Genomic DNA, 18,143 nt, shown 5'->3' with positions numbered 1-18,143 from the left:
ACCTTGCCGATCCTACCGTGAAACGGCTAAGACTGCCCCAGGATGAAATCCGTTCCCGCCAGCGGCAGCTTAGCCATTGCCGAAGCCTCCAGCGTTAGAGCCACTAGGTCTTCTCGCTCCAGGTTATGGACACTGGACTTGCCGCAAGAACGGGCCAAGCTTTGGGCCTCCATCACCATCGACTGCAGGTAGTTAGCTACGTGAGTTGAGGCTTCCTCTATGGGCAACCGCGCCATCAGGTCTTCGTCTTGGGTAGTGATACCAACGGGGCAGCGGCCCGTGTGGCAGTGGTGGCAGTGGTAGGGCTCGGTGCCTAGAGCCTGGTAGTCTTCAATATAAACCGGCTTGTTGCAGCCCATTGCAATTAGAGCTGAGGTGCCAATGCTCACCGCATCCGCACCCAGAGCCAGAGCTTTGGCCACGTCGGGGCCAGAGCGAATGCCGCCCGAAATGACTAGCTGCACTTCTCCATAGACGCCGATTTCTTTGAGGGCCTCAACCGCCTGCACTAAGGCGGGCAGGGTGGGAATGCCGGAGTGTTCCTGAAAGATGCTCTGAGTGGCAGCAGTACCGCCCTCCATGCCGTCTAGCACGATCACATCGGCCCCGGCTTTGACAGCCAGCTTCACATCATCTTTGACCCGAGTCGCGCCCATCTTGATGTAGATCGGGATCTCCCAGTCAGTAGCTTCCCGCAGTTCTTCGATTTTGATCCGCAGGTCGTCGGGGCCAATCCAGTCGGGGTGGCGCGAGGGCGATCGCTGATCCACACCCTCTGGCAGCGTCCGCATACCGGCGACCACTGCGTTGACCTTTTGCCCCATCAGCAGACCGCCGCCGCCCGGTTTGGCCCCTTGGCCGATGACGATCTCAATCGCATCAGCTTTTTTAAGATCCTTGGGGTTAAAGCCGTAGCGAGAGGGCAGACACTGATAGACCAGCTTGGCCGACGCATCTCGTTCAGCAGGCAGCATGCCACCGTCGCCGGTGGTGGTGGAGGTACCCAGCCAAGTAGCGGCCTGTCCGAGCGCCACCTTGGCATTTTTGGAGAGCGCCCCAAAGCTCATCCCAGCGACGGTGATCGGAATCTCCAGCTCCATCGGGCGCTTGGCAAAGCGGGTGCCCAAAACCGTGCGGGTGTCGCATTTCTCCCGATACCCTTCTAGGGGCAGCCGGGTCATGGAAGCTGTAAGAAACACCAAGTCATCTAAGCGCGGCACGTTGCGAAAAGCGCCGAAGCCTCGAATCATGTAGCGGCCCAGCTCGGCGCGTTCTTGAATAGCGGCAATCACTTGAGGATTAAACGTGCTGCTGGTATGAAGAATGGGGTCGTCCATAATCGTGGAGGGTGCGAGTTAGTAGGCGTCTTTGAACTTAGAGAAGTCTTGGGCTTTGAAGTGATAGAGCTGCTTGGCGCACACGATCTTTTTAAAGGCATAGTCCTGGGTAGCTAGGCCGTAGGGGCTGAGCTGCTGCTCCAGCAAAGCGTTGTCTTCGTCGGTCATGGGGGCTAGCTGAGCATCTGCGCCCAGGGAGGCAATTTCGCCGCCGACATAGATTGTGCCATCGTACAGAGAGTCGCCCAGACTGTGACCGGCATCGCCGCAGATGATAAAGGTGCCTGCCTGCATCATAAAGGCACTGCTGTGGCCGACGTTGCCCTGCACAATTAGGGTGCCGCCTTTGAGCGAAATGCCGGCCCGGGGTCCGGCACTGCCCAGGATGCAGACGGTGCCGCCGTGGGCTGAGGCAGCGGCACAGGCTGACGCATTGCCCTTGACCAGAATGCGCCCTGCCATCAAATTTTCGCCCACAGACCAGCCGCAGGGCCCATCTACCTCAATGTCTACTCCCTCAGACAAGCCGCCGCAGTAGTAGCCCACAGGGCCCCGAATGCGAACCTTTAAAGGCGCTTCGATCGCAACGGCCAGATTGTGGCGACCCTGGGGGTTCAACAGGTCTACAGTATCGGCCCCGGCAGCCGCCAGCTTTTTCAGCTGCTGGTTGATCTCGCGGGTGGTTAAACCGGTGCAGTCAAGTGTAGGGGGGGACAAAATTAGCGATTCGGTCATCCCATTAACTTCCTATGACAGAGAGTACAGCAGCCGTTTGGGCCGGAGTGGTGACTGGCCAAATGTTGATCTCCCCAGCATCGGGCTCTCGGATCAGCGCATTGGGGTCGAAGTTGCTGAGCTGCAGCAGGGAGCGGTACTCAGATGCGATCGCAACCTTATCTGCCGCCTCATAGATCACTGCTGGCTTGGCGGCAAACTTGTCTCGCACCAGCGCCACCTTATCCGGAGTTGCCACTAGGAAAGTATAGGTGCCGTCGATATCGTGCAGCAGAGCCTCCAGGCTTTCCTCCAGAGACTTGCCCTGCAGCAGCTGGTAGTGAATGTAGTTGACGATAGTCTCCGAGTCGTTGTGCGTTTCAAACACCATACCGGCCCGCTCTAGCTGAAACCGCAGGCGGTAGTAGTTAGAGATCTGGCCGTTGTGGACAATCGCCAGATCGAAGTTAGTGGTGAAGGGATGGCAGTGGTCAATATCCACCACCGATTCGGTTGCCATGCGGGTGTGGGCAATGCCGTGGGTACCTTGAAACGTCGTCAAACCGTATTTCTGGATCAGATTGTCTACAGCTCCGACTTCCTTATAGATCTCCAGGCCCTGCCCCAGGCTCATCACGTGCAGGCTAGGAAAGGCAGTTCGCAGGGCACGGCGAAACTCGTTGACTTGAAAGGGCAAATCCTGAGTCAAGTCTAAAATAAACCGGCGATCGTCAGCAGTAACATGGGTATCGAGTACTGGCACCGCTTGTTCGATCCAGTCTTGCACGGCCCCCCAATCTACCCCAGCTTCTCCCCGCAGCACCAGCTTGACCTGTCCTGCAGCAATGGGGCGAGTGTAGAGCGCAATTCCGCTAGAGTCAGGACCTCGGCTTTCTAAAGGTTGAATCAGCGCCGCAAGATCTGCCCCTAGATGTCCAACAAGAGACTCATCACGGTAAATAATTCCAGCAATGCCGCACAAAGCAACCCTCCTATCGCCTTCAAGCCTGATTCCTGAAAAAATTATCCCTACAGGGCACCCCAGGTATACCCTCAGACCTCGGTTAGGAGATCTAGGCAATCCTCAAATCATGCAGCCCCATAGGGATAAAACTCGTTATAACAAGTTGAGCCACTGAAGGTTTGTGTCTTTTGTAACCCTTCTCAGGGAACTGCCAACTTTTAGGGTCAACAGTTTTGGGGTGACTAGCGGCTGCAGATGCGATCGCGCGTCGTCAGCACATAGCGTCCCAGAATGGGCGAACGAGGATTGGCATTAACCGCAGCGGTAATTGCGTCCGACCAGAGCCCTTGAGTGTTGAAGTAGTCTACAACCGCAACGTTAATTTCTGCTGGAGTTCTGCCCTCCTGATTGAGGCGCGTTACCAGAGCATTCAACGCCGTATCGACGTCAGCCCGCTGCTCTGCCGTCATGATCTGAAACGGAGCCGTTCCCAAAACCCCACCTCCCTGGCTATACAGCGTCCAGCTATAGGCATGGCCCGGCGTCAGAGGCGTGCTGTGGTAGGCGATCTGAGGGACTGGCAGTTCTGGCTGCCCCGACCAGACGACCCGGCCTTCCGTCACATTGGTCAACTCAATGCGGCCAATCGTAGCGCCCTGCCAAACAAAAACGGGGCGGGTTGAGAAAATGGCTTCACCCGCAACTGTTTCTTGGGGGCCAACCAGACAGACCCCCTGCTCCCCTCGCACCCCCATCGGCAAGCTCTGAGGCGGAACCGGCAGGTTTGGAGTCTGAGCCCTGGTTTGGGCAGGCAAGCCTAGCAAACAGGCGACCGCTAACCCCGACAGCAGAGGCAATACTCTGTAGACCCTGTGACTGCAGAAAAAAGGCAGAACCATAGACACCTCACAGAAAACTTGAAGGACCAATCTTATTCTCTTTGCTCCCTGGGGAATTTCCCGCCAAAAGATGCATTTCTAGAGAAGTTTTCGCGAACAGGCAGAAATTTGGATCAGGCAGGGTTCCCAAAACCTTCGCAAGAGCCCGCCTGACTCAGTTGACCTTGGGCCAATTCTGCAAGTTCCAGAGAGCGCGCGAAAGAGACACGTCTCTTCGCGCTAAAACTCAATACTGTCGGGTGTCCTAGGGAAGGGAATGACATCTCGGATGTTGGCCATGCCGGTCATAAACTGCACTAGGCGCTCAAAACCGAGACCAAAGCCTGCGTGAGGCACGGTGCCGAAGCGACGCAGATCGAGATACCACCAGTAATCTTCTACAGGCAAACCAGCCTCCTGAATGCGGCGCTCTAGCACGTCGAGGCGCTCTTCCCGCTGAGATCCGCCGATGATTTCACCCACTTTGGGGGCCAGCACGTCCATAGCCCGCACGGTCTTACCATCGTCGCTCAAGCGCATATAGAAAGCCTTGATCCCAGTGGGGTAATCGGTCACGATCACCGGCTTTTTGAACAATTCCTCGGCGAGGTAACGCTCGTGCTCTGACTGCAGATCGATCCCCCACTCCACCGGGAACTCGAACTGGCGGTCGGCTTTTTCTAACAATCTCACAGCCTCAGTGTAGGTGACGCGCTCAAAAGTGTTGTGGATGATGTTGTCGGCAGTGGCCAGTACTGAGTCGTCAATGCGCTGGTTGAAAAATTCCATGTCTTCTGGGCACTGCTCCAACACTTGCCGAAACACGTATTTCAGGAAGTCTTCGGCCAGATCCATGTTGCCTTCTAGGGCACAGAAGGCCATTTCTGGCTCTACCATCCAAAACTCCGCTAGGTGGCGGGAGGTATTGGAATTTTCGGCCCGGAAGGTGGGGCCAAAGGTGTAGACGTTGGTAAAGGCCATGGCCATAATTTCGGCCTCTAGCTGGCCGCTCACGGTTAAGTAAGCGGGCTTGCCAAAAAAGTCTTGGCTATAGTCCACCTGGTTTTGGTCAGTGGTGGGCACCTGCTTGAGGTTCAAGCCCGTCACCGAAAACATTTCTCCGGCCCCCTCTGCGTCGCTGCCAGTGATGATGGGAGTGTGAACCCAGAGAAAGCCGCGCTCCCGGAAAAACTGGTGAATTGCCTGGGCGCAAGCGTTGCGAACTCGGAAGACTGCGCCCAGGGTGTTGGTGCGCGATCGCAAATGGCCCAATGTCCGTAGATACTCAAACGTGTGCCGCTTCTTTTGCAGCGGGTAGGTTTCGGGATCGGCCTCACCAAACACAGTCACTTCAGCGGCCTGCAGCTCAATTCGCTGACCTTTTCCCGGCGACTCCACCAGCTTGCCTGCAATCTCCACTGAGGCTCCGGTGCTGATCCGTTTCATCGTCTCTGCGTAGCCAGGCACGCTTTCACCCATGACCACCTGCAGCCCATTCATCGATGAACCGTCATTGACGTCGACGAAGGTAAACCCCTTAGACTCTCGCTTCGTACGCACCCATCCTCGAATCAACACAGATTCGTCAGGCTGTCCGGTTTGCAAAATCTCTCGAATACGTTGAGTCATGATTCTTGTCAGGTGGCTTTCCAGTAAACAACCGCATGTTAAAGCTGAATATCTATGGTAGAACTTCCCGCCAACAGCGTCTCTAGCCCCCGGCACAGCCCCGCAGCAGCCAGCCCACCACCAGCCCCAGCCCGCCAAACCTAATAGCCTGCCAAAAAGGCTCCTTGAGCTGCTGCCACGAAAAGACCTGACTGGTTAACGCCATCTCCAGATCTTCTGCCTGCTGCTGTAGTGCTTTAATCTCGTCTGCAGCTAGAGCCAGCTGATCCGACTCGGCCAGGCGGTCTTGAACCTGCTGCAGCTGGACCAAGTTGCGAATTGCAGAGCGCAAATGCCGCAAACGCTCCTCTAGACGGTTTAGAGCCTGGTTGAGGTCTATGATACGCGGATTGGGATCAGGGGCAGGTCCACCCCCTACCGATCCCCCTTGGGAAGGCCGATGAATCCACCGGCGAACTCGCTTCATCATGCAGAATAGAAACAACTACCCAGCATATCTCTCAGCCTAAGCCAAGCCCAAATCTGTAGCCCACCTAAACCCAAATTCAACCCCATGACAGACAAGCCAACCTCAATGCCGCCTGCCCCAGCCAGCACTTCTACACTCTCTCAAAAAACTGCCGATCTCAGCGATCTAGAGCTGGCCCAAGCCTTGGCCGAACGACTTGCCATCAAGCCCCAAGACTGGCATCGGCTCAACCGTAACCGCAAGGTGCGGGCAGGGGAACAGATTGCCTCAGCCCTCGTCTACCTGCTCAAGGATCAGCCAGAAGAAGCCCTCGTTCGCCTGCAGCAAGCCACTGGATGGTTAGACCGTTCGCTACAAGCGCCACCTTGCCCCAGCCACGGACACCGCAAAGACCCCTAGCTTACCCGTTAGCTAATCAGGGGCAATCGGCTCCGTCGTCTCACCTTTTTACAAAGGTGAAGCTCTTGACCATTTCGGGCCCACTGCACCTCGTCAAACACCTGGTAGAGAATGTACAGCCCTCGGCCACACTCTCCTGCATGATAGGTGCAGCCATGCAGGGTTTCTTCGCACTGGTAAGGATGTTTGAAGCCGCTGCCTTGATCAGCAATAATCCACCAGTGATAATCGCCAAAGACAGAGAACTGCACAGAGACTTTTTTGGCTGGATCAAGATTATTGCCGTGCTTTGCGGCGTTAACCAGGGCTTCTTGCAGACCCAAGCGCACTTCTGCCTGCCAAGTCGTAGGCACCTCTACCAGCAGCAAATCAAGGACAGGCCGCAGGTATAGGGTCGAGACGAAGCTCAGCGTTCCCCATTTATGGTTGGCAGGCGGTGGAGAGATGACAACCACTCAAGAAGCCTCCAGAACTAAATTCATATAGGATGAGGAGTCAATCAAGTCTGACAGCTGCTGCAGAGATGACTCGCAATTGCCAGTTATGTGTCCTCAGGACTTTACTATGCTCAAAATCTTGCCGATGCCCCATTAATCAGCACAATCGTTAAACACTTGCGATCGCCCAAACTTTGGGAAAGCACAATGCCCAGTAGACAACTGGCATAAATACTTGCGTGTCAACCCCTGCAGAGAATGCTTTGCGGTGAACGCGCATGCTTTAAATATAGCAAACCTTAAACTTATAAAGTCAACACCTAGAGCCTACAAAAGGCATTGAAGGCACTTCTTTTTAGCCTCAGAAAATTCAGTCTCGCAACTTTTGAATAGGCCAAAATCAACAAAATGGCGCTTTTTCAAAACTATCAATGGATTATCAACGAGCTACTCTGCCTACTTCTGAGACGGAAAGCTCAAGCCTTTGAGCTGGGCGATAGGAAATTTTAATCAATCGCAAAACTTGTTTGCAGATTGCCACCTTCCGTGTTTCTACCAACAACAGAAGACTTGTAAACAGGTAGATTCTTTCAACTGCTTATGTCGTCAGACAAGCTGAAGTAGGCCTAAAAAGCGGTGCCCACAATAATCCCAGACCCTTAGCAGCAAAGACACTCTCGAACCGATACTAGTTGTCCTCAAGGCAGGCTACTAATCAAGGCTCAACTAGCGGTTAAGGCACCCATTGTGTTAGGCATTCAGATGATGGGTAGCTGCCTCCGCCACAATGGGGGATCCATCCTGGGTCAGGGCTTGTAGAGCAGCGCGGGCTTCGGGCTGAGAAAAATGACTGAGGGCATGCACTAGGCGATGACGCACTTGCCAATCAGCACTCTCAGTGTGGGCCAACAGCAGCGGTAGCGCCCGATCATCCTGCAACTCTCCCAGAGCTCCAATAGCTGCTGTTGAAATTAGTTCGTTGCCAGCGTCAAGGGCAGTCTGCAGCAGGTCAAAAGCGCGGGGATCGCCCAGTTCTCCAAGGGCAGCGACAATGCTGAACTGCACCAGCCATTCAGAGGTTTGGTGGTAAAGCGTTTCTAGATCTTCATAAGCTTCGGTCAGCCGCAGGGCTCCAATGGTGTCTGCAGCGGCGGCCTGCACATCCGGATCAGGATCGGTTTTTAGCAGGGTGCGCAGCATGGAGGCGACTTGAGCCGGTTCATTCTGCCCTAAGGTAGCAATCTGACTGACGGCAGCATAGCGAACTCGAGCATTACTATCAACGGCGGCTGACTGCACCATTTCAAAGGCAGTTTCAGGGTCTAGCTCCCGCAGCTGATTCACGGCCCGCAGGCGATCGCCGTAGTCTTCTGACTGTAGAAGTGCCCTAACGCTTTCCGGTGTGTGGGTCATTTCGTAATCTTCAACACAAATCAGCTAATACCACTATCGGCCATTTTGGGGATCAGCGATAGTCTTTAATTTCTGGGAAACTTCTGGGATTAGCTGTCGTGCCCAACACCCCCTGGATGCTAGGCGGCTGTTGATCCAAGCCTCAGGAGTAGTGGCTGGCCATCTCTCGGACGATGTCCCCTCGGGTCAGGATGCCCACTAGATTGCCCGCCGCGATTACCACGGGCAGTCGCCGGATTTGCCGGTCGTGCATTAGTTGAGCCGCTTCTCGCAGCGGCTGGTCGGGCGCAATGGTGACAATTTTTTCAGCCGTCATAACCTCCTGAACCGTTTGCCCCAGCGCTTTGTGCAGTTCCTGGTTATATTTGGCCGGATTTTTCAGGTAGATTACGCTGTCTAGCAGCGTGATGTAAGGAGGAGGCTCCACACCTGTTTCTTGCCACATCAGGTCAGTTTCGGAGAGAACGCCTACTAGCTTTCCCGCCTCATCCACCACGGGTAGGCCGCTAAAGCGCTTTTCCGCCAGGATCTGAATGGCGTCTTTTAGCGGGGTTTCGGGTTTGACCGTGATGGGGTCGGAGGTCATCACGTCTGCGACAGTTTTGGCCATAGCTCTTTCCGGAAAACAGATTGGGAAGCTAGCAACGCCGCCTCCTGCCTACATTCTAGGCAAGTTTCTCAAAAACCCCAGAATCCCGGTCACAGGTCGTTACAGAAACGCTCTAGGATGTCGGTGCAGGCTGCGATCGCACCCAAATGAGCAATCTCAAACCCGTGGGTATTTTGCGTCGGAAAGCTCAAACAGGCAGCCCGAGACACATGGCCAAACTTCATAGCAATCGAGCCATCGCTGCCAAAGCCGCTGATAGTGGCTAGCTGCAAAGGCTGCTGTAAGGCTTCAGCCGCCTGACGAATCTGCCAGTTTAGCCCCTCATCGTACACGCCGTAGCCATCTTGGGACAGCAGCACCGGCACCGGCCCTGCCTGCACCGGATACTCCTCCGACAGGGGACAGATTTCCAGGGCTACCAGCGCCTCTAGCGCTTGACGCTGAGAAAAATAGAGCGCCCCAATCGCCCCGACCTCCTCTTTAGCTGAAGCTACCAGGTACACCGTCACGGGCGGCTGCTTGAGCCGCTCAGCCAGCGCCAGCAAAATCGCAACCGAGGCTTTGTTATCGAGGGTGTAGCTGGCAATGAAGTCGCCCATGCGAAAGGGGCGCTTGCGGTGCTTGCCCACCACCATGCGAGTACCGGGCCGCACCCCAGCCTGCTCCAGTTCACTGGGGGTACGGCAGGTCTCGATCCAGGCGCTTTCCCACGTGACGGCCTTACCCTCCTGCTGCTGCTTTTGGGGAGATTCATGGGAGACATGGCGCGAGCCAAAGCAAAGAACACCGCTGACAGTCTGCTGATCCCCCAACAAATCCACTACCCCTTCTCCATAGACCCAGGGAAAGGCCCCGCCCAACTTGCGCACCGAAATTCGGCCATCGGGCAGCACGGCTTTGACGATAGCCCCGATCTCATCTTTGTGAGCAGTAATGGCAATGGCCCGCCGCTCATCCTTCCCAGGAATCTTGGCAATCAGATTATCCGCATCATCCCGCCAGTGCTCCACTCCCAGCGCCGCAAACGCTTCCAGCAAAAACTCATTAATCTCACATTCCGCGCCGCTAGGAGAGTGGCACAGCACCAGCGACTCAATCTGGCTAAAAAGATTATCCAAGGCAACTGGCATGACAACCCCCGTCTACCCACATTGAGTAAGCCACTGAACAACTGGATCACTGATCTGGCCATCCGGCCCACAGGCAGCCCCTTTCGGGGAGTTTAGGGGAGCCCGGGCCCCCAAAAAGCGGGGTCTGGGGAAAGGCCCCGGGCTAGGTCTTAAAGCGCAGACCCCAACATCGCCTTACTCCATATCAGCTACCCACACCCAGAACTTCCTGCAAACGGCTGCGAAACTCACCTTTCGGATGGCCCCCCTTAACCTCTCCAACAATGGCAAACTCTCCCTCGGGATCATCGCAAATCAGGTAGGTCGGCCAACCCATCTCAGCCTTGTCAGGATACTGAGCCAAAAGAATCTTGCGGTACTTACGGTAGGTAACCGTGTCCTGCATTTTCACATCGACAAACTCCAGGCCCAGTTCCTCAGACACCTTCTGGTCGTAAAACGACATTTTGTGACAGATGCCGCAGTCCTCAGACGAGAACTTAATCACTGCTCGACTCATAAAAACTCCTCCTATGCAGATAGCCGCTTATTGACTATTTTCCTATTTCTTTACCCACCCAGCCGCTACCCTTAGGCAAAAATCGCTGCCGCAGCACCGGAAAGACCGGGCAGGGCTGAGCCTCCTGTACCTTCTCAGGCTTGCTCCAGGTAAATGGGGCCTGCCGCGCCGCCGACATCCAGAGCAGACGTTTGGCGCGGGTCATCGCCACATAGAGGAGGCGGTACTCTTCAGCAGTTTTGAGGTGTTTGGCCTGATCCCAGGCAGACAAAACATCGGGAAGCGTAGCGGCTCCCCTCTCGCCGTGGGCATAGGCCCGAATTTGAGCGCGGGCCACATCAGCCAGGGTAAAGTCGCCCAAAAATTCTCCCTGGGGCGGCACCCAAAGCTCACCGGGGATCGTTCTTTCATGGAGAAACGGCAGAAACACCACATCCCAGTCCAGACCCTTCGCCTTGTGCATTGTGATCAGAGTGAGCTGGCCCGGACGCGAATACTGCGACTCGGTTTCCTCGGTATCAACCCCCTCAAACCGCTCAGAACCCACAATCTCCTGCAAGGCTTCCAGCATGGCAGCCAGCGTGTTGTGCTCTCGAGTCTGCTGACTGAGACGAGCAGCCAGCTTATCGGCAGTCGCTAGCTCACTCTGGCTATAGCCTAGGGTCAGCCCAATGAAAGGAATTAGGTGGTAGGGGGGAAGCTCTAGTCGCGATCGCAACAGCCCCGCACATAGCCGCCGCGCCTGCCGGGCCGCATCAGTGTCGGGCGGCGTATCTAAAGGGCCAGGGTAGAGAAATTGCTCGGGCGCATTCGCCAGCGCATTGAGATCCTGGGTAGGAATGCGGCGACGATCCACCAGCACCCGCAGCGCTCCCTTCAGGGCATCTGGCGAGTGGGGCCGCTCAATAAACCGCATCAGGGCCAGCATTTCCTCAGGCACCTGAGTCTGGCGATCGCGCTCGCCCACGTCATACAGCCGCACCCCCGCCTGGGCCAGATCTACCCCCAGGGCCGCAGGATTGCGCAGCAAGTTGCCGATAAACAGCCCCTGCCGCCCCTCTCGCACCAGCACCGCAAAGCTGTAGTCGGGCTGCTGCTGATGGAGATCCACCACCCGCTGGGCCAGTCGCCGCACCGAATCGGTAATGTCATCGGGCACCTGCAGTTCCAGCCCCAGCCCTTCCGGCAGCGGGTTAGCATCCGCCTGAGGATCATCCCAAGTGACCGGCAAAATCGCCTGATCTCGAAAGGGCGTTTCGCCCCCAGCCAGCCGGGATTGATTGACCCACTTCAGTAGCGCATTGGCCGCATCCATAATGATCTGACTACTGCGCCCAGCCTGATCCATCGTGATCAACCGGCCCTGACGCTGACAATCATCACAAAATCGATTGAAGAAAACTGGGTCTGCCGGGGTAAACGTCGAGTTGATCGCTTGATTGGGATCCCCGACTCTAACCAGGTTGGGCGGCGCGTCCGGATGCTGGGGATCCGCCGCTAGGAGCGTCAGCAGCTCTGTCTGCAGCGGCGATGAATCCTGGGCCTCGTCCTCAAAGACCGCAAACATGCGCCCCTGCCAAAAGCGCCGAGTTTCATCATCCTGCAGCGTTCGCAGAGCAGCCAAAATCATATCGTCGTAGTCGATAAAGCCTCGCTGCTGCAGGAGATCCTGGTAGCGCTCATACAGACCAGCAGCCATCGAAAGTACGCTGTAGTCTTCCACACCCTCCGGCAGAGCCTGCGTCAGGTTCAACGAAATCTGGCCCATTTCTGCGGCAGAAACGCCCGAGCTTTTAGCTTCTCGAATGGCAGTCAGCGCCAGCGCTGGTAAAATCTCTGTCCGCAAAACCGACTGCCGTCTTAGCCGCTCAGTTTCTTCGCCATCAAAGCGCCGGCCCTCAATCAGCTTCTGGTAGAAGTTGGGGTTAGCAACAATCCACTGCTCCACACAGGCCCGAATCAGCCGGTTGCTCTGCCCCGGTGAAACCAGGGTGAGCGATTCCAAACTCAGGTTGGAGAGTTCGGGGTTGCGGGTAGCAATGGTTAAGGCCAGACCGTGCAGGGTATAAACCACAAAGCTGTTTGGGGGCAACGCTAGCTGGCGCAAATGGTGCCGAACTCTGGCCTTGAGGTTAGCGGCTGCCGAGCGGGTAAAGGTGACCAACACTAGCTGGCGATTGACGTGGAGCTGGTGACGTGCGATCGCAATCGCCGCCGCCGCTGCCATTCCAGTAGACTTGCCCGATCCTGGCACCGCCGACACTGCCAGCGGCCCACCCGACCAGTCTGCCAGCGCCTGCTGCCCCGGTCTGAGGCTGCTGCGAATTTGCTGGAGAAGGGCTGCTCTATCTAACTGGCTAACCGCTGTCATACTGAATCCGCTGCCGATTCTCTCCAGCATAGCGATTCAGCCTGGTTCAGAAATAAATTTTGAGGTAGCTAAATCCTGGGGTCTTCCTGGGGCCTTTAAATCGCCAGCATCGTCATCTGCCAAACCCGATAACCCTGAGGGTTTAAATGCAGGCCGTCGGTCGTCAGATCCTGGCTCAAGTTGCCTTGAGTATCCGTAAACTGGGGCTGCAAGTCCAAAAATTCTCCGTCCTGATGCCGCACAGCATAGCCAATCAGCTGGTTTAACAGCCGCACTCGGGCCGAGGAGATATTTGCTAGCCGGGTTGGCAAGATCGAGTGCACCACAATGCGGGCCTCGGGGTGCTGCTGCCGCAAGCGCTGGGTGATCAGCCGCAAGTTATTCACGACCTCTGCATTCGAGGCTCCATTCTTCAAATCGTTAACCCCAGCCATCACATAAATAGTGTCGGGGCGGGTCGAGGCAAAGGCCGGAAGCCGCTGCAAAATCTGAGCAGTCGTCTCTCCAGAAATACTTTGATTGAGCCAGAAGCGATCGCGCGGCAGCGCCTCCGAAGGTAGCCACAGGCTAAGCGAATCCCCCACCACAACGGTAAGCCGGTTACCGCCTTGCCCTGCCGTCACGGCCCGCGCCTCTTGGGCCAGGAGATCCTGCCACTGCTGGTGGGTTGGCTGACTCGTTGCCGCCTCCCACTGCTCCCGGAAGGCCCCAGGTGAAATACGAGTAAATAGCTGTCCAGACCGTAGAGCAGCTCGCCGCTGAGAATAAAGCTGAGTCCCATTCTGGGGCCGAGGCATCCACAGATGGGTTTCGCTGATGGCAACCGCCGGATGAACTGACGTCGGGCGGCTAAATCGGGGCAGCATGGGAATCAAAGGCTGGGGCCGAGCAGCCGTACGGGCCGGAGCCGTTTGGGTGATATCGGCAGTTGCCGCTGTTTCCGCCATCGCCTGCGCAGAAACGAAACCGACGCCAGAGGATGCCGCTACACATCCCCCCTTTCCAACCGGCCCCGCTTCACAGGGAGCTGGCCGAGCAAAAGGAGCCGGGGGTGCTGTCATGGGAGCCGAAGAGGCTGCCACGCTGGCAGGGCGGGGCGGGGCAATGGTAGGCCGCATAGCCACCGCTTCTACAGGTTCACGGTGAATCATGGGTTTCTGCCCAGGATCGCTCATGCAGTCCGCCAGTATCTGAGCTGCCATCAAGCACACATCGGCCATATTTTCTCCTTCCCAAGGAAGACCCATTACCTTCTCTTGACAGCGATCTCCGGCTCAGTCAGGACAGAATTTTATCTGTCTTGAAAACTTGACTCTGACCTAACCACCCGATAGCAAAAGGGTTTCTTGACAGAGCAGGAATTTCTCAGGCATGATGGTTAACTGGCTGTTTATTTTGCTCGGATCAGGTTTCTAAGAGCCGTGCTTGCTCTGGCGAGAGCAGTGATCGGCTACCTGTACGGCATCCATGAGGTGAGAGATGACATACGCAATTATTGAAACCGGCGGCAAGCAAATCCTAGTAGAGCCAGGTCGTTTCTACGACGTTGATCGTCTGGCGATCGGCGAAGATGAGCAGATCACGCTTGATCGAGTTCTGTTTATCAACAACGACGGTGAAGCCCACGTCGGTCAACCCGTTGTTGAGGGCGCAACCATCACTGCAACCGTGATGCGTCATCTACGGGGACGCAAGATCATCGTTTACAAGATGAAGCCCAAAAAGAAAACCCGCAAGAAGCGGGGGCACCGCCAGGAACTAACCCGACTGATGGTAGATGCAATCAACTTGAATGGCACAGCCATTGCTGAAGCAGCTGATGCATCCGCTTCTAGTCAGGCAACAGTAGATACGGCTTCAACTACTACAGGTGCTGCTGAAGAGGAATAAAGTAGGCAACCAGTATCAAGCATTCATATCTTGGATAGTCACAGGGAGGCGATATGGCTCATAAGAAAGGAACAGGCAGCACACGGAACGGTCGCGACTCAAATGCTAAGCGTTTGGGCGTGAAGAAGTACGGTGGCGAAGCTGTAAAGGCAGGCAATATTCTGGTTCGTCAGCGGGGCACTAAACTGCACCCTGGTAACAACGTCGGTCGAGGCAGCGACGATACCCTTTTTGCCCTGGTTGACGGCATTGTTACCTTTGAGCGTAAAGGTAAGAACGGCAAGAAGGTCAGTGTTTACGGTGCAGCTGCAGCTGAAACTGCAAATGAAACGGCAACTGCAACCGCAACGGCCTAATCTAGCTGAAGTCAATTTAAGTTAAATCCAAACAAAGCCGGTTGCCCCTTGAGGTAGTCGGCTTTGTTTTTGAATATGCATGTGACTTGCAGTCAGCGCTATGACTATTGGCGATCTGAATTTAGGCTCAGGACTTGTAATTCAGAATTGAAGTAGCAAATTGGAGTTTATGAAAAGATAAAGCGTGTTTAAGATTTTGATGTTGATTCACAGTTTTAATAAAAGCGAACGGGAGTTTAGCAGCTTCTGAAATCGGTAGCAATACCTAAAAAAGAAATTTAGAGTTCTGGTGCCTTTTATAGACAGTATCTAAGGGTTTGCTGAGTTTGCAACACACTAAGCCATTCGAATTGATTGAATGGACTTGCAAACATAAAGCTCACTGCGCCCGGTTATAGAGCGAGCATGCAAAAGGCTTAACACATTTGGGAAGCCTAAGCTCTTTTATACCTGAGCGTAATAGTTTTGCTGTCTTTTCCCGAAGCTCAATATGACAACCCTTATCAATCAACTAACTAGCGCAATTTCTCTTGAAGAGGGCACTGCCACCAATATTGCACCGAGTCTAGACCTGGCTGATGGAATTGGCGATCTCACAGGTGCCACAGTCAAAATTGCTTCTGCCTCAGGTTCTGCCCAAGGTAATCTCAGTATAAAAGAGCAAGGCAGCCAAACTCAGGGCAACGTTCCTGGAACCTTGATTCAGTGGAGCTACGACGATAGCCAAAAAGTCTTAACGCTTACCGGTAATGCTTCTGAAGCAGATTACGAAGCAGCTCTGCGGCAAGTTGTTTACATCAACACCAGCGGAACCGGCTCAAAATCAGTTGAAATCTCGATCAGCAAAGCAGGCTTAGACCCTTTAAGCGGAGCCTATTACGAATATGTTGTTGGGAGCGGACTTACCTGGGCAGATGCTCGTAATGCCGCTGCTGCGCGCAACTTCGTGGGGACCAGTGGATATCTAGCAACGATTACCTCTCAAAATGAACAGAACTTTGTCCAGGGGCTGATTCAAGGTAACGCCTGGATTGGGGCCAGTGATGTTGACGCAGAAGGACAGTGGCGATGGGTTACCGGCCCTGAATCTGGCACTCTGTTTTGGCAGGGTAATCAAAGTGGCAGCGTAACTGCGTCAGGCTTTTCCAACTGGTTTATCACTGAGCCTAACAACGCAGCGCCTGATCCGGGCGACGATTTCGCTTTGATGGCTGGGCCAGGAATTCCAATTTTGCTGGGCCAATGGTATGACGAGCCCAACAGTGGCGGCGGTGGCCCCTATGCTCAGGCTGGCTACCTCGTTGATTACGGGGCAGGATTCATTAGTACCGGGACACTGACACTGACCATCGCCCCTGATACGCCCCCTGTAACGCCTCCTGACCTCCCCCCTGTGACGCCTCCCGCCACGCTTTTGCCAGTCATCAGGGATGAGATTTTTAACTTTGAACAGTTTGCTAAATTTGGCGGCTTTACTAATCTTGCAATTCCACCCTTTCCATCGGCAACAGGGGGCCTACTAAATACCCAATTCTTCAATGAAGAGCGTTACCTGCTGACTCACCTGGACGTAGCTATCGCTGTGCAAAACGGTCAATTCACCAATGGCTTTGACCATTTCACTCAGTTTGGACGCCAGGAAGGGCGCGACTTTCTGAGTGTTTCTGCTCAAGGTAGCTTGGAAGTTTCGCTCTTTTTTGATGAAGTTCGCTACCTACGCAACAACCAAGACATCGCCAGTGCTGTGCAAACCGGCCAGTTTGCAAATGGGTTTGATCACTTTAGGCAGGTTGGTTGGTTGGAGGGACGAGACTTTACTAGCGTTTTCAACGAGCGCTTTTATCTAGAAACCAACCAGGATGTCGCTTTGGCTGTTGCCAGCAGTGCCTTCAAGAGCGGCTTTCAACACTTTGCCATGCATGGTCATCGGGAGCTACGCAACCCCAGCCAGCTATTCAATCAGCAGGACTACTTAACGCGCTACTCGGATGTGCAGGCTGCTGTCGCTGCGGGTACCTTTAGCAGCGCCTTTGAGCACTGGAGCGAGGTAGGTGTAAATGAGTCGCGCTCGCCCCAGCTCATGCTCTTCCAGGAAAGCTTTTACCTGGCACAATACACTGATGTGCGAAATGCTGTGCAAGCTGGCTTGTTTGGCAGCGGCTATGAGCACTACGTAACCCTAGGAGCTAAGGAAGGCCGCAACCCGAGCGCTGTCTTCGATGAGAGCGGGTATCTTGCACTCAATCCTGATGTAGGGGCACTGGTACAAGCTGGAGGATTAGTCAGTGGTCTATCCCACTATGTCCTCTTCGGCCGTTCTGAAGGTCGTGCGATCGCAGCCGTCGCAGCATAAACACAACCTAAGCGGCCTTGCCTAAAACTGCCCTGCCTCTGCCTCCGTTCAATGAGGCAGAGGCACTACTTTAGGGGTACAGAAGCCAGACTGGTTAGTCCTGTTCCCGTCGGAGTTCTGGTAGTCCTTAGATCTAGAGAAGTTACGTTTTTTGCAGCAGCCGAACGGAACATTAAGAACGCAGGCTATCTATACCTAAGTGATGGGGATCACCTCTTTCAGAAGGCAGGTTCGCTGTAAATTCTGGCGGGTTAGTCTGACTTTAATCGACTGAGCTGAAGCATTTTTCTTTGCTTAACGCTTAAAAGTGTGGCTCGATTAAAGTGAATTTTGTTCAATTTTTAGAGGCTATTATGGCAGACACCGTTGATAACAAAGCTAGTAACTACGATCCTCATATTACTCCTGCTGAAAAAGGAGCCAGAGAAGACCGTGAAGGAGAAAATTTTAAGAAACTACCCGACCACGAAGGAACGCTAGATACTGCTGGCGGCTACACAACAGACCAGGAAGGGTTGGTTAATAACTTTGCTATTGAGCCTGAGATGTACGTTGATGAACCCGGCGACCTGCGGGAAGAGGAAGAGGCTGAGAAGCAGCGCCGCGTTGAAGAGCGTCAGGAAATCAACGAGCCGGGGGGCAAAGGCCCCGGTTTGGTCTAACGGGTAGAAAGCTGAGAAAGTAAAACCTGCAG

General features: G+C 54.7%; 18 protein-coding genes. 5 read left to right on the top strand and 13 right to left on the bottom strand.

Annotated elements, in window-relative coordinates; genetic code table 11:
- Positions 1-26: 26 nt before the first annotated feature.
- The 6 genes from H6G13_RS22700 to H6G13_RS22675 all read right to left on the bottom strand — a co-directional run bounded on the left by H6G13_RS22700 (position 27) and on the right by H6G13_RS22675 (position 5,991).
- Positions 27-1,337, bottom strand: coding sequence for an FMN-binding glutamate synthase family protein (locus tag H6G13_RS22700; RefSeq protein WP_190487154.1), 1,311 nt, complete (start codon positions 1,335-1,337; stop codon positions 27-29).
- 18 nt (positions 1,338-1,355) lie between these two features.
- Positions 1,356-2,072, bottom strand: a complete 717-nt coding sequence (locus H6G13_RS22695; protein ID WP_190487152.1) for a protein glxC — start codon at positions 2,070-2,072, stop codon at positions 1,356-1,358.
- 4 nt (positions 2,073-2,076) lie between these two features.
- On the bottom strand, positions 2,077-3,033 hold the full coding sequence (locus tag H6G13_RS22690) for an amidophosphoribosyltransferase (protein ID WP_190487150.1): 957 nt from the start codon (positions 3,031-3,033) through the stop codon (positions 2,077-2,079).
- Between the two features lie 224 nt (positions 3,034-3,257).
- On the bottom strand, positions 3,258-3,914 hold the full coding sequence (locus H6G13_RS22685) for a hypothetical protein (RefSeq protein ID WP_190487148.1): 657 nt from the start codon (positions 3,912-3,914) through the stop codon (positions 3,258-3,260).
- Positions 3,915-4,133: 219 nt separating this feature from the next.
- A complete protein-coding gene (asnS, locus tag H6G13_RS22680; RefSeq protein ID WP_190487269.1) occupies positions 4,134-5,525 on the bottom strand; it encodes an asparagine--tRNA ligase in 1,392 nt (463 codons plus the stop codon).
- Between the two features lie 79 nt (positions 5,526-5,604).
- Positions 5,605-5,991: a hypothetical protein gene (locus H6G13_RS22675; protein ID WP_190487146.1), complete on the bottom strand. Its 387-nt coding sequence runs from the start codon at positions 5,989-5,991 to the stop codon at positions 5,605-5,607.
- Positions 5,992-6,096: 105 nt separating this feature from the next.
- Here H6G13_RS22675 and H6G13_RS22670 point away from each other — a divergent pair, with 105 nt between their 5' ends.
- Positions 6,097-6,390 carry a DUF6439 family protein gene (locus H6G13_RS22670; RefSeq protein WP_190487267.1) on the top strand — a complete coding sequence of 98 codons (294 nt, stop codon included), beginning with the start codon at positions 6,097-6,099 and terminating at the stop codon, positions 6,388-6,390.
- A gap of 8 nt (positions 6,391-6,398) precedes the next feature.
- Here the strand turns inward: H6G13_RS22670 and H6G13_RS22665 are convergent, their stop codons facing one another.
- The 7 genes from H6G13_RS22665 to H6G13_RS22635 all read right to left on the bottom strand — a co-directional run bounded on the left by H6G13_RS22665 (position 6,399) and on the right by H6G13_RS22635 (position 14,097).
- Positions 6,399-6,845, bottom strand: a complete 447-nt coding sequence (locus tag H6G13_RS22665; RefSeq protein ID WP_190487144.1) for an ATP-binding protein — start codon at positions 6,843-6,845, stop codon at positions 6,399-6,401.
- 732 nt (positions 6,846-7,577) lie between these two features.
- Positions 7,578-8,240 (bottom strand): phycobilisome degradation protein NblB, encoded by a 663-nt coding sequence (nblB, locus tag H6G13_RS22660; RefSeq protein ID WP_190487142.1) that lies wholly within the window; start codon positions 8,238-8,240, stop codon positions 7,578-7,580.
- 142 nt (positions 8,241-8,382) lie between these two features.
- Positions 8,383-8,850: a CBS domain-containing protein gene (locus H6G13_RS22655; RefSeq protein WP_190487139.1), complete on the bottom strand. Its 468-nt coding sequence runs from the start codon at positions 8,848-8,850 to the stop codon at positions 8,383-8,385.
- An 89-nt stretch (positions 8,851-8,939) separates the two neighbouring features.
- Positions 8,940-9,980, bottom strand: a complete 1,041-nt coding sequence (locus H6G13_RS22650) for a M42 family peptidase (protein WP_190487137.1) — start codon at positions 9,978-9,980, stop codon at positions 8,940-8,942.
- A gap of 184 nt (positions 9,981-10,164) precedes the next feature.
- Positions 10,165-10,479 carry a thioredoxin family protein gene (locus H6G13_RS22645; protein ID WP_190487136.1) on the bottom strand — a complete coding sequence of 105 codons (315 nt, stop codon included), beginning with the start codon at positions 10,477-10,479 and terminating at the stop codon, positions 10,165-10,167.
- A gap of 34 nt (positions 10,480-10,513) precedes the next feature.
- A complete protein-coding gene (locus H6G13_RS22640) occupies positions 10,514-12,850 on the bottom strand; it encodes a DEAD/DEAH box helicase (RefSeq protein WP_190487265.1) in 2,337 nt (778 codons plus the stop codon).
- A gap of 95 nt (positions 12,851-12,945) precedes the next feature.
- Positions 12,946-14,097: a GDSL-type esterase/lipase family protein gene (locus H6G13_RS22635; RefSeq protein WP_242028482.1), complete on the bottom strand. Its 1,152-nt coding sequence runs from the start codon at positions 14,095-14,097 to the stop codon at positions 12,946-12,948.
- Positions 14,098-14,329: 232 nt separating this feature from the next.
- On the opposite strand from H6G13_RS22635, the gene rplU reads away from it, so the two are divergent.
- The 4 genes from rplU (at position 14,330) to H6G13_RS22615 (ending at position 18,111) form a co-directional block, all read left to right on the top strand.
- Positions 14,330-14,740, top strand: a complete 411-nt coding sequence (rplU, locus tag H6G13_RS22630) for a 50S ribosomal protein L21 (protein ID WP_190487134.1) — start codon at positions 14,330-14,332, stop codon at positions 14,738-14,740.
- 53 nt (positions 14,741-14,793) lie between these two features.
- Positions 14,794-15,096, top strand: coding sequence for a 50S ribosomal protein L27 (gene rpmA / locus H6G13_RS22625; RefSeq protein WP_190487133.1), 303 nt, complete (start codon positions 14,794-14,796; stop codon positions 15,094-15,096).
- Positions 15,097-15,586: 490 nt separating this feature from the next.
- The gene (locus H6G13_RS22620) at positions 15,587-17,449 is read left to right on the top strand and encodes a lectin-like protein (RefSeq protein ID WP_190487131.1); all 1,863 of its coding nucleotides are present in this window, start codon (positions 15,587-15,589) and stop codon (positions 17,447-17,449) included.
- A gap of 353 nt (positions 17,450-17,802) precedes the next feature.
- Positions 17,803-18,111, top strand: coding sequence for a hypothetical protein (locus H6G13_RS22615; protein ID WP_190487129.1), 309 nt, complete (start codon positions 17,803-17,805; stop codon positions 18,109-18,111).
- The last annotated feature ends 32 nt before the right edge of the window (positions 18,112-18,143 follow it).

Source organism: Pseudanabaena sp. FACHB-2040 (assembly GCF_014696715.1).
Lineage (GTDB): Bacteria > Cyanobacteriota > Cyanobacteriia > Phormidesmidales > Phormidesmidaceae > JACVSF01.
This window is presented reverse-complemented; position numbering and strand designations above follow the sequence as displayed.

Bases quoted from the DNA above. Each gene is read 5' to 3' on its own strand.
- H6G13_RS22700 (WP_190487154.1), bottom strand. From the start codon at position 1,337: ATGGACGACCCCATTCTTCATACCAGCAGCACGTTTAATCCTCAAGTG.
- H6G13_RS22695 (WP_190487152.1), bottom strand. From the start codon at position 2,072: ATGACCGAATCGCTAATTTTGTCCCCCCCTACACTTGACTGCACCGGT.
- H6G13_RS22685 (WP_190487148.1), bottom strand. From the start codon at position 3,914: ATGGTTCTGCCTTTTTTCTGCAGTCACAGGGTCTACAGAGTATTGCCT.
- H6G13_RS22675 (WP_190487146.1), bottom strand. From the start codon at position 5,991: ATGATGAAGCGAGTTCGCCGGTGGATTCATCGGCCTTCCCAAGGGGGA.
- H6G13_RS22670 (WP_190487267.1), top strand. From the start codon at position 6,097: ATGCCGCCTGCCCCAGCCAGCACTTCTACACTCTCTCAAAAAACTGCC.
- nblB (WP_190487142.1), bottom strand. From the start codon at position 8,240: ATGACCCACACACCGGAAAGCGTTAGGGCACTTCTACAGTCAGAAGAC.
- H6G13_RS22655 (WP_190487139.1), bottom strand. From the start codon at position 8,850: ATGGCCAAAACTGTCGCAGACGTGATGACCTCCGACCCCATCACGGTC.
- H6G13_RS22650 (WP_190487137.1), bottom strand. From the start codon at position 9,980: ATGCCAGTTGCCTTGGATAATCTTTTTAGCCAGATTGAGTCGCTGGTG.
- H6G13_RS22645 (WP_190487136.1), bottom strand. From the start codon at position 10,479: ATGAGTCGAGCAGTGATTAAGTTCTCGTCTGAGGACTGCGGCATCTGT.
- H6G13_RS22640 (WP_190487265.1), bottom strand. From the start codon at position 12,850: ATGACAGCGGTTAGCCAGTTAGATAGAGCAGCCCTTCTCCAGCAAATT.
- H6G13_RS22635 (WP_242028482.1), bottom strand. From the start codon at position 14,097: ATGGGTCTTCCTTGGGAAGGAGAAAATATGGCCGATGTGTGCTTGATG.
- rplU (WP_190487134.1), top strand. From the start codon at position 14,330: ATGACATACGCAATTATTGAAACCGGCGGCAAGCAAATCCTAGTAGAG.
- rpmA (WP_190487133.1), top strand. From the start codon at position 14,794: ATGGCTCATAAGAAAGGAACAGGCAGCACACGGAACGGTCGCGACTCA.
- H6G13_RS22620 (WP_190487131.1), top strand. From the start codon at position 15,587: ATGACAACCCTTATCAATCAACTAACTAGCGCAATTTCTCTTGAAGAG.
- H6G13_RS22615 (WP_190487129.1), top strand. From the start codon at position 17,803: ATGGCAGACACCGTTGATAACAAAGCTAGTAACTACGATCCTCATATT.